At 65.4% G+C, this 16,681-nt stretch carries 15 protein-coding genes and 1 pseudogene; 6 read left to right on the top strand and 10 right to left on the bottom strand.

Annotated elements, in window-relative coordinates:
- The 4 genes from IB269_RS24315 to IB269_RS24300 form a co-directional block, all read right to left on the bottom strand.
- Positions 1-735 carry a DUF4194 domain-containing protein gene (locus IB269_RS24315; RefSeq protein WP_082848253.1) on the bottom strand — a complete coding sequence of 245 codons (735 nt, stop codon included), beginning with the start codon at positions 733-735 and terminating at the stop codon, positions 1-3.
- Positions 735-2,135 (bottom strand): DUF3375 family protein, encoded by a 1,401-nt coding sequence (locus IB269_RS24310; protein WP_231890623.1) that lies wholly within the window; start codon positions 2,133-2,135, stop codon positions 735-737. The genes IB269_RS24315 and IB269_RS24310 overlap by 1 nt, the downstream gene beginning before the upstream one ends.
- A gap of 232 nt (positions 2,136-2,367) precedes the next feature.
- On the bottom strand, positions 2,368-2,874 hold the full coding sequence (locus tag IB269_RS24305; RefSeq protein WP_063327877.1) for a MaoC family dehydratase: 507 nt from the start codon (positions 2,872-2,874) through the stop codon (positions 2,368-2,370).
- 11 nt (positions 2,875-2,885) lie between these two features.
- Positions 2,886-3,857, bottom strand: a complete 972-nt coding sequence (locus tag IB269_RS24300) for a tripartite tricarboxylate transporter substrate binding protein (RefSeq protein ID WP_192368544.1) — start codon at positions 3,855-3,857, stop codon at positions 2,886-2,888.
- Between the two features lie 126 nt (positions 3,858-3,983).
- On the opposite strand from IB269_RS24300, the gene IB269_RS24295 reads away from it, so the two are divergent.
- Positions 3,984-4,904: a LysR family transcriptional regulator gene (locus tag IB269_RS24295; RefSeq protein WP_192368666.1), complete on the top strand. Its 921-nt coding sequence runs from the start codon at positions 3,984-3,986 to the stop codon at positions 4,902-4,904.
- Positions 4,905-5,037: 133 nt separating this feature from the next.
- The gene (locus tag IB269_RS24290; protein ID WP_263864461.1) at positions 5,038-6,162 is read left to right on the top strand and encodes a CaiB/BaiF CoA transferase family protein; all 1,125 of its coding nucleotides are present in this window, start codon (positions 5,038-5,040) and stop codon (positions 6,160-6,162) included.
- A gap of 119 nt (positions 6,163-6,281) precedes the next feature.
- Here the strand turns inward: IB269_RS24290 and IB269_RS24285 are convergent, their stop codons facing one another.
- From IB269_RS24285 to IB269_RS24265, 5 genes are read right to left on the bottom strand one after another with little or no spacing between them, the layout of a single operon-like run.
- Complete coding sequence (locus IB269_RS24285) at positions 6,282-7,259, bottom strand: biotin-dependent carboxyltransferase family protein (protein ID WP_192368542.1); 978 nt, start codon at positions 7,257-7,259, stop codon at positions 6,282-6,284.
- Positions 7,249-8,160 (bottom strand): 5-oxoprolinase subunit B family protein, encoded by a 912-nt coding sequence (locus IB269_RS24280; RefSeq protein ID WP_192368541.1) that lies wholly within the window; start codon positions 8,158-8,160, stop codon positions 7,249-7,251. Before IB269_RS24280 ends, IB269_RS24285 begins: the two co-directional genes overlap by 11 nt.
- The gene (locus IB269_RS24275) at positions 8,157-9,554 is read right to left on the bottom strand and encodes an acetyl-CoA carboxylase biotin carboxylase subunit (RefSeq protein ID WP_192368540.1); all 1,398 of its coding nucleotides are present in this window, start codon (positions 9,552-9,554) and stop codon (positions 8,157-8,159) included. Before IB269_RS24275 ends, IB269_RS24280 begins: the two co-directional genes overlap by 4 nt.
- A gap of 11 nt (positions 9,555-9,565) precedes the next feature.
- The gene (locus IB269_RS24270; RefSeq protein ID WP_012201946.1) at positions 9,566-9,814 is read right to left on the bottom strand and encodes an acetyl-CoA carboxylase; all 249 of its coding nucleotides are present in this window, start codon (positions 9,812-9,814) and stop codon (positions 9,566-9,568) included.
- A 53-nt stretch (positions 9,815-9,867) separates the two neighbouring features.
- The gene (locus IB269_RS24265; protein ID WP_192368539.1) at positions 9,868-10,656 is read right to left on the bottom strand and encodes a 5-oxoprolinase subunit PxpA; all 789 of its coding nucleotides are present in this window, start codon (positions 10,654-10,656) and stop codon (positions 9,868-9,870) included.
- 239 nt (positions 10,657-10,895) lie between these two features.
- Here IB269_RS24265 and IB269_RS24260 point away from each other — a divergent pair, with 239 nt between their 5' ends.
- Positions 10,896-11,825, top strand: coding sequence for a LysR family transcriptional regulator (locus IB269_RS24260; RefSeq protein WP_192368538.1), 930 nt, complete (start codon positions 10,896-10,898; stop codon positions 11,823-11,825).
- 325 nt (positions 11,826-12,150) lie between these two features.
- On the opposite strand, the gene IB269_RS29345 is transcribed toward IB269_RS24260, so the two are convergent.
- A complete protein-coding gene (locus IB269_RS29345; RefSeq protein ID WP_412523755.1) occupies positions 12,151-12,315 on the bottom strand; it encodes a hypothetical protein in 165 nt (54 codons plus the stop codon).
- On the opposite strand from IB269_RS29345, the pseudogene IB269_RS24255 reads away from it, so the two are divergent.
- The 3 genes and pseudogenes from IB269_RS24255 to IB269_RS24245 all read left to right on the top strand — a co-directional run.
- Positions 12,253-12,681: pseudogene (locus IB269_RS24255) on the top strand (CoA transferase); the annotation flags it as partial. The gene IB269_RS29345 and the pseudogene IB269_RS24255 overlap by 63 nt on opposite strands.
- Before the next feature lie 307 nt (positions 12,682-12,988).
- On the top strand, positions 12,989-15,148 hold the full coding sequence (locus IB269_RS24250; protein WP_192368537.1) for an indolepyruvate ferredoxin oxidoreductase subunit alpha: 2,160 nt from the start codon (positions 12,989-12,991) through the stop codon (positions 15,146-15,148).
- A 9-nt stretch (positions 15,149-15,157) separates the two neighbouring features.
- Positions 15,158-16,657 carry an indolepyruvate oxidoreductase subunit beta family protein gene (locus IB269_RS24245; RefSeq protein WP_192368536.1) on the top strand — a complete coding sequence of 500 codons (1,500 nt, stop codon included), beginning with the start codon at positions 15,158-15,160 and terminating at the stop codon, positions 16,655-16,657.
- The last annotated feature ends 24 nt before the right edge of the window (positions 16,658-16,681 follow it).

Below are 16,681 nucleotides of genomic sequence, written 5' to 3'. Positions count from 1 at the left end.
TCATTCCTCCTGGTCGGTTTCAGCGTTTGCAGCGCTTGCATTCGCCAGTTCCCGCAAGCGCTGCAAGAGCGCTTGCAGGTTCTGCGGATTGGCAAGGTGCACGATCATCGGCCGGATGGTCAGCTTGTCCTGCGCATCGATTTCCGACACCACGCCATGCGCCCGCAGGTTCTCCAGCAGGTTGACCAGGCGCTTGCGTTCCTGCATGTCACTGCCGGTGTTGCCCAGGTAGATTTCGAGCTGGGGCAACAATTGCTCCAGACCGATCTGCACCCGCACCCCGATGCCACCTTCCTGCTCGCGCTGCAGGAACTCCCGCCGAAGTATGGCCAGCAGCAGCGATTGATCCAGTGTCAGCCTCTGGCGCCGCACCAGCGGGTGCGACCAGTCATCTTCCTCGGCGTCGTCGGGCTGGTAGCCGGCCGGAATGACCACGAAGGCCAGGCCGCGCACATCATCGACTCGCACCTGCAGATCCAGCGGCTCCAAAAGTGCATTGACGCGCGTCATGTCGCTGGTGATCTGGCGAAACAGGTGAGGCTTGCTGCCTTGCTCCAGCAGCCCGGCCTTGAGCAATTCCTGCATGGCGCGGCGCAGTGCAGGTGGCGTCGCGTGCGTATCGCTTTCCGGCTCGACTGCTGGCGCATTGGCGTCGGTTGACAGGGCTGACGCTTCCGCCGTTGGGGCGCTGGCCCATTGGTCGAAGATGTCGTTGGCAAGGTTGTCGTGAGGCATTACAGCTCCCAATCAATTTGCTGGAGCAGGTCGGCATCCAGTGCTACGCGCGGGGCGCTGAACTGCCACGGCTGGCCTTGGTCTTCGGTGGTGATGTATTCGGTGGCATCGTCCAGCTGAATACCAGCCTCGCGCGCCATGGCCAGCCAAAGTGTGAGGGTCTCCAGATCGTGCTCGCCCGGTGGCAGCGCCCGGGCCAGGTCTGACAGGGTCAGCGGCTCTCCCCTATGCACCAGCACTTGCAGGGTCCGCTGCACAAGGGCCTGGCGGTCCAGTCCCTCGAAAGCCTGCCAGAACTCGTCTTCGATCTGATCCAAGTCGGCGTATTGCGTGGTCAACAGCAGCTCGGAATTTTCGTCGCCTTCCAGTGATTTGACGCGCAGCCGCTCGATCAGGGGAAGACCACCCAGTGCCAGGCCCAGTGGCGGCAGCGGTGCGGGCAGACGCCGCATGGCCTGGCGCCGCCAGTCGATCTGCAAGGCCTGCTGCAGCACATCGTTGAGCAACTGGCCCACGCGCTGGTTCTCTGCCGCCTGGCCGGTTTTGAGGAACTGGCTGACCTCGCGCTCGCTGCGTGCGCGCACTGCCTGAACGACCTTGGCCTCCTTGAGCAATTGCTGCACCAGAAGGCGCAGCGCACTGTGCTGCAAATCATCCAGCGCCTGCGGGGCGGCGCCGTGCTCCAGGATCCGCAGAATGCGGGTGCGCATCTCGGCCAGTTCACTGCGGTTGGCCAGTTGCTGGTGAAAGCTGTCGAAAACCCGGCCTTCCTGCGTATTCAGCAGACTGGCATGGCCATCCAGCAATTGGTCCATCACGGCGCCGCGATGGTATTGCGCGCTGATGATGGCCTGGCGCAGCGTGCGATCGGCCTCGCGCCAGGAATCCTCGACCCGGCGGAAATCTGCCTGCAGGCTGGTAGCCAGCGCATAGATTTCGCGGATGCCTTCTATGGCCTGCTCATCGGTCAAACGGTGGACCCGGCCCGCTTGCACATCCTGCAGTTGCTGTTGCAGATCATCAATGCGGCGCTGCAGGTGCTCGGCGCGGCTTTGTGGATTGGGGTCCAGCGCCGACGCAAGGTTGTCGATTTCCCGCTGCACCACCGCCAGGCGCGAAGCGGTGGAAGTCATCATGCGGCGATCGAGCTGCGCCACGAATCGCAGTGCGGCCTTGAGGGCATCGGTTTCAAAGATCCGGCCTTCCCGTTCCACCACCAGAGAGCGGCGGATCCATTCGCGCAGTTCGCGCCGCGACTGCGCGCCGATGTCGGCGGTGTCGATCTCGAAATCTGGCTGATTGGCATGGGCTGCCAGCATGTCTGCCAGCGCCTGCACCGCTTGATCGAAAGGCACGCCGTCGCGCTGGTGCTCGAACAGAGCATCCAGGCAACTGAGCATCAGTGGCGCGCGCCGCGAAGCCAGCAACAGCCAGGCTGGATGCTGCTGGCGTGCATGGATGTATTTCTGTGTGCGCTGCTGATTGAGGCTGGCCATATATTCAACGATGGAATGCGGTACGGCCCCGTTTCCTTGTGAGGATTTCCTGCACCAATGGGGCAACCGATGCGGATTGACACCATAAATGATAGGACGCGCATTTCCGCAGGATCGCTGAAAAACCAGACAAGGGTCAATCGTTGAATGGCAAAGGCACTGCCGCTGGTACTTGCGGCAGCTGCGGCCGCTTCCTCAACAGGTATTTCTGAAACCCGTCGGACACCCGCTCGTCGCGCTGGTTCAGCACCTCGGTGGCCAGGGTCAGCACGCCCGTGGTGTTGCCGGGCTTGAGCTCGGACACCGTCAGCGTGCAGTACAGCGTGTCGCCCACATAGACGGGGGCCAGGAAGCGGCTGCCCTGCTCCAGAAAGCCCTTGAGCGATTCCTCGACCATGTGCGGGAACAGGCCGGCGCCTGCCGCCGTCTGTATGGCCACCTGGTAGCCGTGGGCCAGCATATGGGGCATGCCGCGCGCACGGCAGTACTCCACGTCGTAGTGCACGGGATGGTTGTCGCCGCTGGCCAGCTGGAAGGCGGCGAACAGGGCATCGGTCATGGTGCGCGAGGGCAGTGCGAAGACCTCGCCCAGCGCGAAGTCTTCAAAGTAGCGCTGGGCGCACAGGGATGGGTGGCGTGGCATGGCGACTCTCCTCAGTTCGCGCTCATGTGGGCGGCCCGGGCGACCTTGCCCCATTTGTCCAGTTCCTGCTTGAGGAAGGCGGCCAGCGCCTGGGGGCGCGGCTGCTTTTCCAGCACCAGGCCCATGTCGTAGGCCTTTTTCTGCAGCCCGGCATCGTCCACCGTGGCCTGCAGGCTGGACTGCAGGCGGGCAATCAGCGCTGGCGGCGTGCCTGCGGGGGCGAACACGGCGTTCCAGGTATAGGCCTCGTAGCCGGGCACCTGCTCGGCTACGGCAGGCGTGTCGGGCGTCTGCGGCAGGCGCTGGGCCATGGTGGTGGCCAGCAGGCGCACCGTGCCCGCCTTGACCTGGGCCAGGCCCGTGGGCGCGCTGTCCAGCATGAAGGCCAGGTGCCCGCCGATGAGGTCCTGTATGGCCGGCGCACTGCCCCGGTAGGGCACATGCTGGGCCCGGGTGCCTGCCATCAGGTTCAGCAACTCCGCGCCCAGATGCGGAGCGCTGCCCACGCCCGCCGATGCATAGCTGACCTGGCCGGGCCGCGCCCGCAGATAGGCCAGGAAATCCGGCAGGCTTTGCACGGGCAGCCGCTTGTCCACCACCAGCACCAGCGGCGCCCTGGCGAGCAGTCCCACGGGCGCGAAGTCTTCCTCCGTGCGGTAGCCCAGCTTGTCGTGGATGTAGGGATTGACGGCATGCGCCACCGTGGTCAGCAGCAGGGTATAGCCGTCAGGGGCTGCCTTGGCAGCCGCCTCCGTGCCCACCAGGGTGCCGGCACCCGTGCGGTTCTCGATCACCACGGGCGTGCCCAGCTTCTGGCTCCAGACATCGGCCATGGCGCGGCCAAAGGTGTCGGTGGGGCCGCCTGCCGCGTAGGGAATCACCAGCTTGATGGGGCGCGCCGGATAGTCCTGCGCTGCGACCGCGCCGGCGGCCAGAAGCAGGGCAGTGAGAAGGGTTTGGCGTCTTGCCGTCTTGAAGTCCATAATTTTCTCCGTTGTCTCCTGGCGCCGACTATAGAAATGGGCTGCCAATGCAGCCAGTCGAATCATTGATAGGGCGGTTAGAAACCGTCTAACACCAAGGAAATGCTCCCGGCGGGCATGCAGCGGATGCGATATGAATTGACGGATCTCAGGGTTTTCCTTGCCATTGCCCAGGCCAAAAGCCTCAGCGCAGGCGCGGCTGAAATGCATTTGACGGCGCCATCGGCCAGCTACCGGCTCAAGAATCTGGAGCAGGCCATGGGTGCATCGCTGTTTGAAAGAACGTCCAAAGGCATGGTGCTCACTCCGGCCGGCATGACGGTCAAGAAATACGCCGATTCCATTTTCGGCAGCGTGGACCGCTTGCACGGAGAAATGCAAAGACACATCAACGGAATATCGGGCCATATCCGCGTCTTTGCCAACAGCAGCACGCTGACGGGAATTGCGCCCGTGCTCAGCCGCTATCTGGCCCATTATCCGAACGTCAATGTGGACCTGGAGGAGCGCCTGAGCGAAGACACGGTGCGCGCCGTGCTCGACGGCAATGCCGATGTGGGCCTGGTGGCCGGCCAGATCGATCTGCATGGCCTGCATGCCATCACCTATGGCCACGATGAACTGGTGTTTGTGGTGCCCGCTGGCCACCCCTTGGCCGCCAGCAGCAGGGTGTCGCTGGAAACCGCGCTGACCTACGACCTGGTCTCGATCGGCCGCAAGACCAGCAACTTCCTCTACCTCCAAGGTATGGCTTCCAAGCTGGGAATGAATCCCAGGGTACGTGTGCACGCACCAACATTCGAGGCCGTGCTGCAGTGCGTGCAGGAAGGCGTGGGCATTGCGCTGGTGCCACGCTCCATTGCCCGGCCGGCGCTGCAGGCGCGCAGGCTGGCTGCCGTGGGCCTGGACGAGGCCTGGGCGCAGCGCGAGCAGAAGGTGGTCACGCGCGAACCCGAAACCCTGCCCGCCTATGCCCGCGATTTCGTGGCCTATGTGGCGGCCCAGCCTTTGCCCGAGGAAGGCGCCGTGCAGGAATCCCTGCCTTAGAAGATTTGAAATTCCGCTTAGAAAATGCCGACTGGCTGGGTGATGGTCGCACTTCTAGAATGCGGCGAATCGAATATTCGCCTCGTTCAAGAAAATGCAGACACGCCCATTGGATGGTTTGACGGTATTGGCCATGGAACACGCCGTGGCAGGGCCTTTTGCCAGCCGGCAGCTGGCGGACCTGGGGGCCAGGGTCATCAAGCTGGAGCGATTGCCCGATGGGGATTTTGCACGGGGCTATGACGACAAGGTCCATGGTGAATCATCCTTTTTTGTCTGGGCCAATCGGGGAAAGCAAAGCCTGGCCGCAGATATCAAGACCGCCGAAGGGCAGCATATCGTCGGGAAAATACTGGAAAACGCCGATATCCTGATCCAGAACCTGGCCCCGGGTGCCATGCAGAGAATGGGCATGGATTTCGACAGCCTGCATGAGAAATATCCGCGTCTCATCGTCTGCGATATATCGGGCTATGGCGAGGGCGGCCCGCTCAGCGACAGGAAGGCCTACGACCTGCTGATCCAGGCGGCAGCCGGCCTGATCTCGGTCACGGGCACGCCCGACCAGCCCGCACGCGTGGGCATTTCCATCGCCGACATCGCGGCCGGCATGTATGCCTACTCGGGCATTTTGTCCGCCCTGCTGCAGCGCGCCCGCACGGGCCGGGGCCTGCGCGTGGAGGTGTCCATGCTGGAGGCGCTGGCCGAATGGATGTCCTACCCGCTGAACTTCGCCCACTACGGCGGCACGGCGCCTGCGCGCAGCGGGCTGACCCATCCTTCCATCGCGCCCTATGGCCAGTACACGGCCGGTGATGGCCGGAGCCTGATCTTCGGCCTGCAGAACGACCGCGAATGGCACAGCTTCTGCACCCATGTGCTGCAGCAGCCCGCGCTGGCGCAGGACGCGCGCTTTGCCACCAACCTGCAGCGCGTGGCGCACCGTGCGGAACTCGATGCGGTGATCGCATCGGTGCTGGCCCACCTGAGCCGCGAACAGGCCATGCAGCGCCTGGATGCAGGCGGCATCGCCAACGCGCCGCTCAACGACATGCACGCGGTCTGGAACCATCCCCAGCTGCAGGCGCGCGAACGCTGGCGCGAGGTGGCCACGCCCGCCGGCAGCATCCAGGCCCTGCTGCCCCCGGCCACGCTGTCGGATGCCGAAGCCGCCATGGGCGCCGTGCCCGCGCTGGGCGAGCATACGCAGGCGCTGTGGGAGGAGTTTGGCGGTCAGGCTCGAGGCCGGCAAGAGTGATGCCCGATGGGTCCAGGCGGGCAATGGTGGTTGAACGACGCAACCCATTCGAGCGTGGCGAACTCGACCGCTTCCTTGGTTGTCATCGGCTCTCTTGAGAGGGACGAAGAGGGTCGCGCTCAGGCCGAGAGCGCTGCGCGCAAGCGCTCGATGCTTCGCCGCCGCTCGGCGCGTGCTTCGAGCGCCTGCGCCATATCGACCTCGACAAAGCGTGCCTTGTGGTTTGGCTGCATCTGGGCGATGAGATCCATGTCGGCGCTGATGACGGTGCCGACCATCGCGTAGCCGCCGCCCGAGACCGCGTCGCGGTGCAGGATGATCGGTTCGCGTCCGCCCGGCACCTGGATGGAACCGTATGGGTAGCCCGCATCGACGATGTTCGACGGGTCGTCGCCCGCGCCGAATGGCGGCGTGCGCTCGTGGAACTTCAGCGGCGTGCCGTTCTTGTAGCGGTAGCCGATGCGGTCGGCCTCGGAACCGACGGTCCAGGTGTCGGCAAAGAAGCTTTGCACCGACACCTCCTGCAGTCGGTGGAAATAGATGCCCGGCAGCACACGCAGGACCACTTCCTTGTCGAGCACCGGCAGCAATGCGGCCTCCACCGTGCGACCGGCGCGGGCGGTGGCGGACGGTACACCCACGGGCAGTCTGTCGCCGGCCAGCAGCTTGCGGCCATTGAGGCCGCCGAATGCGCCCAGGCCATAGGTCGAGCGGCTGCCCAGCACCACCGGCACGTCGATGCCGCCGGCCACGGCGATGCACATGCGCGCGCCGAGCTTCATGAAGTCGAAGCCGAGCCTGTCGCCGGCCTGCACCGCGAATGCGGTATTGCGTGGCACCTCATTGCCGTTGAGCTTGATCTTCGCGTCGGCGCCGGTCACGGCCACCAGCGCGGGCGCGTCGAACTGCAGCTCGGGCCCGAGCAGCGTGCTTTCGATGACGGCCGCACCTTCGTCGTTACCGACCAGCAGGTTTGCGAGCACCAGGCTTTGCTGGTCGAGCGCACCCGACAGCGGAATGCCCAGGTGGTAGTAGCCGGGGCGGCCGGCGTCCTGCACGCTGGTCGCGAGGCCGGGCTTGAGCACTTCAATCGCCATGGAGCACTTTCAGGAGCTGTTGGTTGTAGCCGTCCGGGTCGGCCAGGAAATCGTTGAGCGAGAACGACACTGGCGCGATGCGCAGCGCGTAGGTGCCGGCCTCGACCTGCGCGATCTGGCGGTCGTACTCGGCGCGGTCAATGGGCTTGTACTTGACGATGTCGCCGGGCTGGAAAAACACCATCAGCTCCTTCAGGTAGGACAGCCGTTGCGCCGGGTCGAAGATGGGCGCGGGCGTGACGCCGAACATCTGGTAGCCGCCCGCACCACGCACAGAGTAGATGCAGCTGAAGCAACCGCCGTGGCCCAGCGTGAGCCTGGGCGTGTCGGTGCGCGGGCTCAGGTACTTGGGCACCTGGATCTGGCGCTGGCGCTCGACCATCTGGAACAGAAAGGGCAGGCCGGCCACGAAGCCGACCATCGACACGAACCAGGGCGCCGACGAGTGCGCCTCGATGAAGGCCTCGACCGAGACGTGGCCGTTGATGCGCGCCGCGTACTCGATGTCGGTGCCCGACGGGTCCTGGTGCCGCTCGCGAAAGCGCATCAGCGTCTCGTGCGTCCACGGGTCGTTGTAGAGCACGGGAATCTCGACGATGCGCGTCTGCATCTGCAGGTCGGCATCGCCCAGGCCCGCTTCGATGTCTTTGAGCGTGGCGAGCAGTGCGTCGGGCGCGATCGCATCGGGATCGAAGCGCACGAGGTAGGCGGCGTTGGCGGGACAGATCTCGGTCACGCCCGTGATCTCGCCCGCCTGTGCGCGGCGGCGCAGCTCATTGCAGATGGCCATGCCTTTGAAGAACGCGGGCAGCGACATCTCTTCGCTGATCTCGACGAACAGGTGCTCGTCGCCGCCGAAGCTGTAGCGGGCCGGGGTGGGGAGGGTGCTGGCAGCGGTCATGCGGTCACCTCCGCAAGTGGAGTGGGTGCATCGGCCAGCGGATTCACCGCCAGCCAGGTTTCGAGAAAGCCCGTGTGGAATGCGGCCTGCGCCACGCCCGCGTCCTCGCATAGTGCGCGGTGCAGCGGGATCGTGGTGTGGATGCCTTCGACCTGCAGCTCGTCGAGCGCGCGCCGCATGCGGGCCAGCGCACCGGCGCGATCGGTGTCGTGCACGATCAGCTTGCCCAGCAGCGAGTCGTAGTACGCCGGCACGGTGCAGCCGGGGAACAGCATGGTGTCAAAGCGCACGCCGGGGCCGCCCGGCACCACGAGCTGCGACACAAGGCCCGGGCTTGGCATGAAGTTCTTCGCGGCGTTCTCGGCGTTGATGCGTACCTCGATGGCCGCGCCGGTCAGCCGGATGTCTTCCTGCTGCAAGCGCAGCGGCTGGCCCAGCGCGATGCGCAGCATCTCCTTCACGAGGTCGATGCCGGTGATCATCTCGGTGATGGGGTGCTCGACCTGGATGCGCGTGTTCATCTCGATGAAGAAGAACTCGCGCGTGTCGTCGTCGTACAGGTATTCGAGCGTGCCCGCGCCGCGGTAGGCCACGGCATGGGCCAGCCGCAGCGCCGATTCGCACAGCGCCGCGCGCGTGGCCTCGCTGATGGCGGCCGAGGGCGCTTCTTCCCACACTTTCTGGCGGCGTCGCTGCAGCGAGCATTCGCGCTCGAAGCAGTGAACCACGCGCTGGCCGTCGCCCAGGATCTGCACCTCGATGTGGCGCGCCTGGCGGATGAAGCGTTCGAGGTATACCTCGCCGTTGCCGAAAGCGGCCTGCGCTTCCACCGTGGCGGTGGCGAACTGCTGGCGCAGCTCGGCTTCGTCATGCGCCACGCGAATGCCGCGCCCGCCCCCGCCGGCCGAGGCCTTGATCATGATGGGGTAGCCGATGCCCTTTGCCAGCGCGACGGCGCTGTCGGCGTCTGTCACCACGCCCACGCTGCCGGGCACGGTGGGCACGCCGGCCTTCATGGCCGCGGCGCGCGCGGCGGCCTTGTCGCCCATGGTGCGGATCGCGTGCGGCGTCGGGCCGACGAACACCAGGCCCGCGGCCTCGATGCGCTCGGCGAACGCGGCGTTCTCCGACAGGAAACCGTAGCCCGGATGCACGGCGCCGGCGCCGCTGTCGGCTGCCGCTTCAAGAATGGCGTCTACGCTCAGATAGCTCCTGGTGGCATGCGCCGGGCCAATGCGCACGGCTTCGTCGGCCATGCGCACCGCGAGGCTTTGCGCGTCGGCGTCGCTGTAGACGGCGACGGTCTTGAGGTCCAGTTCCTTCGCGGCGCGGATGATGCGCACCGCGATCTCGCCGCGGTTGGCGATGAGCAGTTTGTCGAATGCGGCGGTCATGGTCTGGGGCCTCACGCCGTTTCGATGACGGCCAGCGCTTGGCCAGGATCGACGGGTTCGCCGTTCTCCACGGCAAAGCCCCGCAGCCGTCCTGCCACGTCGGCCGTGACTTCGCTGAACTGCTTCATCACCTCGACCAGGCCGATCACATCGCCCACGGCCACGGTGTCGCCTTCGGCCTTGAATGGCGGCGCGTCAGGCGCCGAACGGCGGTAGAAGGTGCCCGGCAGCGGGCTCAGGACTTCATGGGTAGCGGGCATCGATGCACTCCTGGAAAGCGGGAACAGGAACGAAAGCGGGAAGAACGGAAAACTCAAGGCCGCGCCGGCGCAGCCGCACCGGCAAAACCTGCAACTTCGATGCCGTGCTCGGCCAGTGCGCGGCGCGTGGCCTGCACGAGCGCCAGCGCGCCAGGTGTATCGCTGTGGATGCAGACCGAGTCGAAGCCGATCGCCAGGTCCTGGCCTTCGACCGTGCGCACCACGCCTTCGGTGCAGGCGCGCAGCACCTTGGCGGCCACGGCCTCGGGGTCGAGCGCGCCGACGCGGCGGGTGAAGACGATGGAGCCGCTCAGGTCGTAGTCGCGGTCGGCATAGAACTCGCGCGCCACGGGCTGGCCCAATTCGCGCGCCACCTGGAAGGTGACGGACGATTCCATGCAGAACAGGCGCAGCGTCGGTTCGATCTGCTGCAGGGCCGTGACGAGTGCGCGCGACAGCGCCTCGTCGCGCGCCGCATGCATGTAGAGCGCGCCGTGCGGCTTGATGTGCTGCAGCGTCATGCCGGCCAGCCGCGCGAATTCGCGCAGCGCGCCGAGCTGGTAGACCATGTCGTTCACCAGCTCGTCGGCCGGTGCATTGATATGGCGGCGCCCGAAGCCCACGAGGTCGCGAAAGCCCGGGTGCGCGCCGATGCCCACGCCGTTTTCTCGGGCCAACAACACCGTCTTGCGCATGATGTTCGGATCACCCGCATGAAAGCCTGTGGCGATGTTGGCCGAGCTGATCAACGGCATTAATTCCTGGTCCACACCATCGCCGATGGCCCATGGACCGAAGCTTTCGCCCATGTCGGAGTTCAGATCAATCAGCGTCTTCTTCACGTTTTTGCCTTGTGTTGTTGGCACGGCCAGATGGCAGCAATGCGGGACAAGGTGAAGATTAGTCAGCTGAAAATCGGCTGAAAAGCATTATTTACAGGCGATGCGATATCTGAAAAACAGATACGCCGACTGCCTGCAATGAACGCTACCCTGCAGATCAGTGAATCCTCGGTATCGGATTTGCGCGCGCTGGCATGTAATTTTTGAGAGATAAGTAAATACCCCAGGAAGACCGCACCATGTCTCTGACCCTTCGCCAGCTCAAATACTTCACGGCGGTGGCCGAAGTGGGGCGCATCTCACATGCGGCACTGCAACTCAAACTCTCGCAATCGGCGGTGACCACGGCAGTCCGGGAGCTGGAGGAAATGCTGGGGCAGCAGCTGTTTGAGCGACAGCCTCATGGCGTGGAACTGACCCGGGCCGGACGGCGGTTTCTGAGCCATGCCTATGCCGTGCTCTCGGCTGCAGACGAGGCGATCCGCATGCCGCATGAGGGAGTGAATGTCGAGGGGACGCTGACCATTGCCGCCACCTACACGGTGCTCGGCTACTTCTTGCCCCATCACCTTCAGCGTTTCGAGCAATTGCATCCGCAGATCAAGGTCAAGGTGCACGAAGTAGTGCGTGAAGCCATTGAGGAGGGGCTGATCACGCAGCAATACGACATGGGAGTACTGCTCACGTCCAATGTGGTGCTGCGCGAGCTGTCGCTCGAGACATTCTTTGGCTCGCAACGCCGACTGTGGGTGCCGGCCAAGCATGCGCTGCTCGAAAAGGCGGAAGTCACGCTGGCCGATGTGGCTGCCGAGCCCTACATCCTGCTCACCGTGGACGAGGCAGCGGGCACTGCAATGAAATATTGGAGCAAGACGCCATACCAGCCTCAGATCAGGCTGCGCACGAGCTCTGTAGAAGCAGTGCGCAGCACCGTGGCGAATGGCCTTGGCGTGACCGTTCTCTCGGATATGGTTTATCGACCTTGGTCGCTGGAGGGAAAGCGCATTGAAACCATCAGTCTGCGCGACGCCGTTCCTACGATGAACATCGGGCTTGGGTGGAAGCAAGGCATCGAATTTTCCCCAGCGATGACGGCGTTTCGCGATTACTTTCGGCAGTTGTTTCTCGAGCCGGTCGTGCATCAAGGCAGAAGGAGGCCCGGCGGTTGATGTCGTTGGTTGGACATGCCCGTTTCTGCATTCAGCAAAACGGCTTCCAACGAATTTTTCGCGCATGCGAATGCATCAATTGAGGCATCACTCCATGGCCCGGGTGAAGAATGCCGGCGATTCTTGGATCGATCGACATTCTCTTTCAGCCGTTGTTTTTCGCGCTTGATCTGGCGATGCGCTGGTGCCCGGGTATCAGGGGCATGCTGATCCCGGGCTGGCCATTGCTCTTGGCGCCATGCTGTGCAATCCAATGCCGCACTGCAGGGTCACCAGCTCGATGGCGACGTCGAAGGTTCTACGAGATGGATGAGAACCTGCGCGATCACACGTCGATATTGCCCGCCCGCAGCGCATTCGTCTCGATGAATTCCCGGCGTGGCTCCACTTCATCGCCCATGAGCATGGTGAACACGCGGTCGGCCTCGATGGCCAGAGCCTGATCTTCGGCCTGCAGAACGACCGCGAATGGCACAGCTTCTGCACCCATGTGCTGCAGCAGCCTGCGCTGGCGCAGGACACGCGCTTTGCCACCAACCTGCAGCGCGTGGCGCACCGTAAGGAACTCGATGCGGTGATCGCCTCCGTGCTGGCCCACCTGAGCCGCGAACAGGCCATGCAGCGCCTGGATGCAGGCGGCATCGCCAACGCGCCGCTCAACGACATGCACGCGGTCTGGAACCATCCGCAATTGCAGGAGCGCGAACGCTGGCGCGAGGTGGCCACGCCCGCCGGCAGCATCCAGGCCCTGCTGCCCCCGGCCACGCTGTCGGATGCCGAAGCCGCCATGGGCGCCGTGCTCGCGATGGGCGAGCATACGCAGGCGCTGTGGGAGGAGTTTGGCGGGCTGCACTGAGCCTGGGCGGCCCGCACTTCTTCTGCACGCATTGCACGCCCATCGTGTCGCCCTTGTCGTATTCCGTTGAGGTGCGAAATCTGCGGTCTCGATGGTGATGAAGTTCTGAGGAATTCTTGAAACCGCAAAGCGCTCCCCCGGAGCGCTTTTTTTCGTCAGAGCCTGTCCGCAGGCATCTGCGGATACCGGTCTTAAGGCCTGGGAAAACCATGATTTTGGATGCATTTACTTTGAAGTTGATGCATGTCATATTTCATCCAAATTCATGGATTACCGCTCCCCACGCGGTTCATGCGAAGGGTTCCGAATGGCAGAACGCTCGTTTGTCGAAGAGGTCCGCAAGCTGCGCCTGGGCGCCGGTGAGGTGTTCCGTGGCGAGGGCATCCTGGCCGTGACCAAGGCGCTGCTGGAGTCGGGCGTGAACTATGTGGCGGGCTACCAGGGCGCGCCCATCTCGCACCTGATGGATGTGCTGGCCGATGCGCAGGACATCCTGGTTGAGCACGGCATACGCTTCGAGAACAGCGCCAGCGAGGCCACGGCGGCCGCCACGCTGGCCGCCTCGGTCAACTACCCGCTGCGCGGCGCCGTGACCTTCAAGGCCACGGTGGGCACGAACGTCGCTTCCGATGCGCTGGCCAACCTGGCCTCGGGCGGTGTGCAGGGTGGGGCGCTGGTCATCGTCGGCGAGGACTATGGCGAGGGCTCGTCCATCATGCAGGAGCGCAGCCACGCCTTTGCGATGAAGTCCCAGATCTGGTTGCTGGACCCGCGCCCCAATCTGCCCAGCATCGTGCAGGCGGTGAAGAATGGGTTCGATCTTTCCGAAGCCAGCCATACGCCCGTGATGCTGCAGCTGCGCATACGCGCCTGCCATGTGCATGGCCAGTTCATCGCCAGCGACAACCGCCGGCCTGCCCACACCATCGAGCAGGCCATGGCGCAGCCGCAGCGCGACGTGGGCCGCATCGTGCTGCCGCCCGCCAGCTTCGTGCACGAGCAGGAAAAACTCAGCCAGCGCTGGCCCGCCGCCGTGCGCTTCATCGAGGAGCGCGGGCTCAACGAATTCTTTGCCGAGGATGCGGACGACATCGGCATTGCCTGCCAGGGCGGCAGCTACAACGGCCTGATCCGTGCACTGCAGACGCTGGACCTGGCCGATGCCTACGGCAACACGCAGATCCCGCTGTACGTGATGAACGTGGCCTATCCGCTGGTGGACAGCGAGCTGCTGCGCTTTTGCGCGGGCAAGCGCGCCCTGCTGGTGGTGGAGGAAGGCCAGCCGAACTTCGTCGAGCAGAACGTGGCGGCTGTTCTGCGCCAGGCCGGATCGGCCACTGCGCTGCATGGCAAGAACGTGCTGCCCGCCTTCGGCGAGTACACCACGGCCGCCCTGCTCAAGGGGGTGCGCGCCTTTCTGGAGGCGCAGGGCAGGCTGGTGCCGCAGCCGGTGCCGCGCAGGATCATCCCGCTGGCCTCCGTGCCTTCCCTGCCCCCGGTCGAGGCCAGCGTGCAGGCGCGCCCGCCGGGATTTTGCACGGGTTGCCCTGAGCGGCCCATCTTCACCGCGATGAAGCTGGTCCAGCGCGAGCTGGGCGAGCACCATGTCAGTGCGGACATCGGCTGCCACCTGTTTTCCATCCTGCCGCCCTTCAACCTGGGCAACACCACCATGGGCTACGGGCTGGGCGCAGCGGGGGCCGCGGCCTTCCATCCCGCGCAGCCGCGCGAGGGCGTCAAGCGCGTGGTGTCGGTCATGGGCGACGGCGGCTTCTGGCACAACGGCCTGACCAGCGGCATCGCCAACGCGGTGTTCAACAAGAGCGACAACCTGACCATCGTCGTCGACAACAGCTACACCTCGGCCACGGGAGGGCAGGACATTCTTTCCTCCAAGGCCTCCAACCCCACGCGCAGCACCAACCACGCCATCGAAAAGGCGGTGCGCGGCGTGGGCGTGCAATGGGTCAGGACCGTGCGCCGCACCTACGACCTCAAGTCGGTGGTGGGTACGCTGCGCGAGGCGTTGACCACCACGGCCCAGGGCCCCAAGGTGCTGATCGCGCAAAGCGAGTGCATGCTGAACCTGCAGCGCCGCGAAAAGCCCAGGGTCCGCCAGGCCATCGCCAGCGGCCAGCGCGTGGTGCGCGAGCGTTTCGGCGTGGACCCGGACACCTGCACGGGCGATCACTCCTGCATCCGCCTGTCGGGTTGCCCCTCGCTGTCGATCAAGCCCAACCCCGACCCGCTGCGCACCGACCCGGTGGCCACCGTGCTCGACAGTTGCGTGGGCTGCGGCCTGTGCGGCGAGGTGGCGCACGCGGCCGTGCTGTGCCCTTCCTTCTACCGTGCGCAGATCGTCAGCAATCCCACGCGCTGGGACCGCCTGCGCCAGCGTCTGCGCAGCGCCGTGATCGGCTGGCTGCAGGCGCGGGACCAGCAGCGGCGTGCGCGCTACGCGTTCTGAGGGCCTGGCATGGCAAGTCCCCAACCCATCAAGATCGCCATCCTCGCCATGGGGGGGGAAGGTGGCGGCGTGCTGGCCGACTGGCTGGTGGATCTCGGCGAGGCCAATGGCTTCATTGCCCAGAGCACCTCGGTGCCCGGCGTGGCGCAGCGCACCGGCGCCACCATCTACTACGTCGAGCTGTTTGCGCTGGAGCGGGCGCAGCACGACGGTGGCCAACCCGTGCTGGCACTGATGCCGTTGCCCGGCGACGTGGACGTGGTGCTGGCCTCCGAACTCATGGAGGCGGGCAGGGCCGTGCAGCGCGGCCTGGTCACGCACGAGCGCACCACCCTGGTGACGTCCACGCACCGTGTCTATTCCATCGCGGAAAAATCTGCCATGGGCGATGGCCGCGTGGACAGCGCCGCCCTGCTGTCGCATGCACGCCAGGCGGCCCGGCGCTTCGTGGGCATGGACATGGCCCAGGTGGCCGAACAGGCCGGCAGCGTGGTCAGCGCGGCGCTGTTCGGTGCCTTGGCGGCGACCGGCGTACTGCCCTGGAGCCGGGCGCAGTTCGAGGCCACCATCGAGCGCGGCGGCGTGGGCGTGCAGTCCAGCCTGAAGGCCTTTGGTGCGGCCTATGAGCATGTGGCTGAGCCTGCGCCACGAACGCAAGCGCAGACGGCTGACCCCGTCCAGCCTCCGGCCGCGCGCGAGCCAGCCGTAGCAGCCCTGCTGGCGCGCGTGGCGGCATTCCCCGGCGACGCACAGCCGCTCATCACCGAAGGCATACGCCGTCTGATCGACTACCAGGATCCGGCCTACGCCGCGCTCTACCTCGATCGTCTGGCCGAGGTACAGGCCCTGCCAAGCGATGGCACGGGGGCCTTGCTGCGCGACGCTGCGCGCCACCTCGCGCTGTGGATGGCCTACGAAGACACGGTGCGCGTGGCCGACCTCAAGACGCGCGGCAGCCGCTTCGCACGGGTCGAGGCCGAAGTGCGGCTGCAGGCCGGCCAGCAGATCGCAATCCAGGAGTTCATGCACCCGCGCATCGAAGAAATCTGCGACACCCTGCCCGCAGGCCTGGGCCGCTGGCTGGCCAGGCCGCATGCGGTGCACCGGCTGGTGGCGCGCTTCACGCGCCAGGGGCGCACGGTCTCCACCAGTTCGCTGCGCGGCTTTTTGCTGCTGTGGGGCCTGGCGCGGCTGCGCGGCCTGCGGCGCGGCTCTCTGCGCTTCCAGCACGAGAACGCGCGCATCGAGCAATGGCTGGCGCAGATCGCCGAGACGGCCGCTTTCAACCCGGCCCTGGCGTCCGAGGTGGTCCGCTGTCAGCGCTTGGTCAAGGGCTATGGCGACACCCATGCGCGGGGCCTGGCTAACTACCAGCTGCTGATGCAGGCCGTGCGCCGCGCCGGGTCTGCGCTGGCGCCTGCCACGTTGTGTGCGCTGCGCGAGGCGGCTCTCGCGGACGAGCATGGCCACGCGCTGCGGGCCGCACTGCAAGGCCAGGCACTGGCCTGATTTCAAGCAACAAGCATGGAGGAG

The organism is Delftia sp. DLF01 (assembly GCF_014852125.1).
GTDB lineage: Bacteria > Pseudomonadota > Gammaproteobacteria > Burkholderiales > Burkholderiaceae_C > Comamonas > Comamonas acidovorans.
Note: the sequence above shows the minus strand (reverse complement) of the source record. Positions and strands in the feature narration are given on the sequence as shown.

Excerpts from the sequence above, each read along its gene's own strand:
- IB269_RS24315 (WP_082848253.1), bottom strand. The coding sequence starts at position 735 with ATGCCTCACGACAACCTTGCCAACGACATCTTCGACCAATGGGCCAGC.
- IB269_RS24310 (WP_231890623.1), bottom strand. The coding sequence starts at position 2,135 with ATGCTCAGTTGCCTGGATGCTCTGTTCGAGCACCAGCGCGACGGCGTG.
- IB269_RS24305 (WP_063327877.1), bottom strand. The coding sequence starts at position 2,874 with ATGCCACGCCACCCATCCCTGTGCGCCCAGCGCTACTTTGAAGACTTC.
- IB269_RS24300 (WP_192368544.1), bottom strand. The coding sequence starts at position 3,857 with ATGGACTTCAAGACGGCAAGACGCCAAACCCTTCTCACTGCCCTGCTT.
- IB269_RS24295 (WP_192368666.1), top strand. The coding sequence starts at position 3,984 with ATGCGATATGAATTGACGGATCTCAGGGTTTTCCTTGCCATTGCCCAG.
- IB269_RS24290 (WP_263864461.1), top strand. The coding sequence starts at position 5,038 with ATGGAACACGCCGTGGCAGGGCCTTTTGCCAGCCGGCAGCTGGCGGAC.
- IB269_RS24285 (WP_192368542.1), bottom strand. The coding sequence starts at position 7,259 with ATGGCGATTGAAGTGCTCAAGCCCGGCCTCGCGACCAGCGTGCAGGAC.
- IB269_RS24280 (WP_192368541.1), bottom strand. The coding sequence starts at position 8,160 with ATGACCGCTGCCAGCACCCTCCCCACCCCGGCCCGCTACAGCTTCGGC.
- IB269_RS24275 (WP_192368540.1), bottom strand. The coding sequence starts at position 9,554 with ATGACCGCCGCATTCGACAAACTGCTCATCGCCAACCGCGGCGAGATC.
- IB269_RS24270 (WP_012201946.1), bottom strand. The coding sequence starts at position 9,814 with ATGCCCGCTACCCATGAAGTCCTGAGCCCGCTGCCGGGCACCTTCTAC.
- IB269_RS24260 (WP_192368538.1), top strand. The coding sequence starts at position 10,896 with ATGTCTCTGACCCTTCGCCAGCTCAAATACTTCACGGCGGTGGCCGAA.
- IB269_RS29345 (WP_412523755.1), bottom strand. The coding sequence starts at position 12,315 with ATGGGTGCAGAAGCTGTGCCATTCGCGGTCGTTCTGCAGGCCGAAGAT.
- IB269_RS24250 (WP_192368537.1), top strand. The coding sequence starts at position 12,989 with ATGGCAGAACGCTCGTTTGTCGAAGAGGTCCGCAAGCTGCGCCTGGGC.
- IB269_RS24245 (WP_192368536.1), top strand. The coding sequence starts at position 15,158 with ATGGCAAGTCCCCAACCCATCAAGATCGCCATCCTCGCCATGGGGGGG.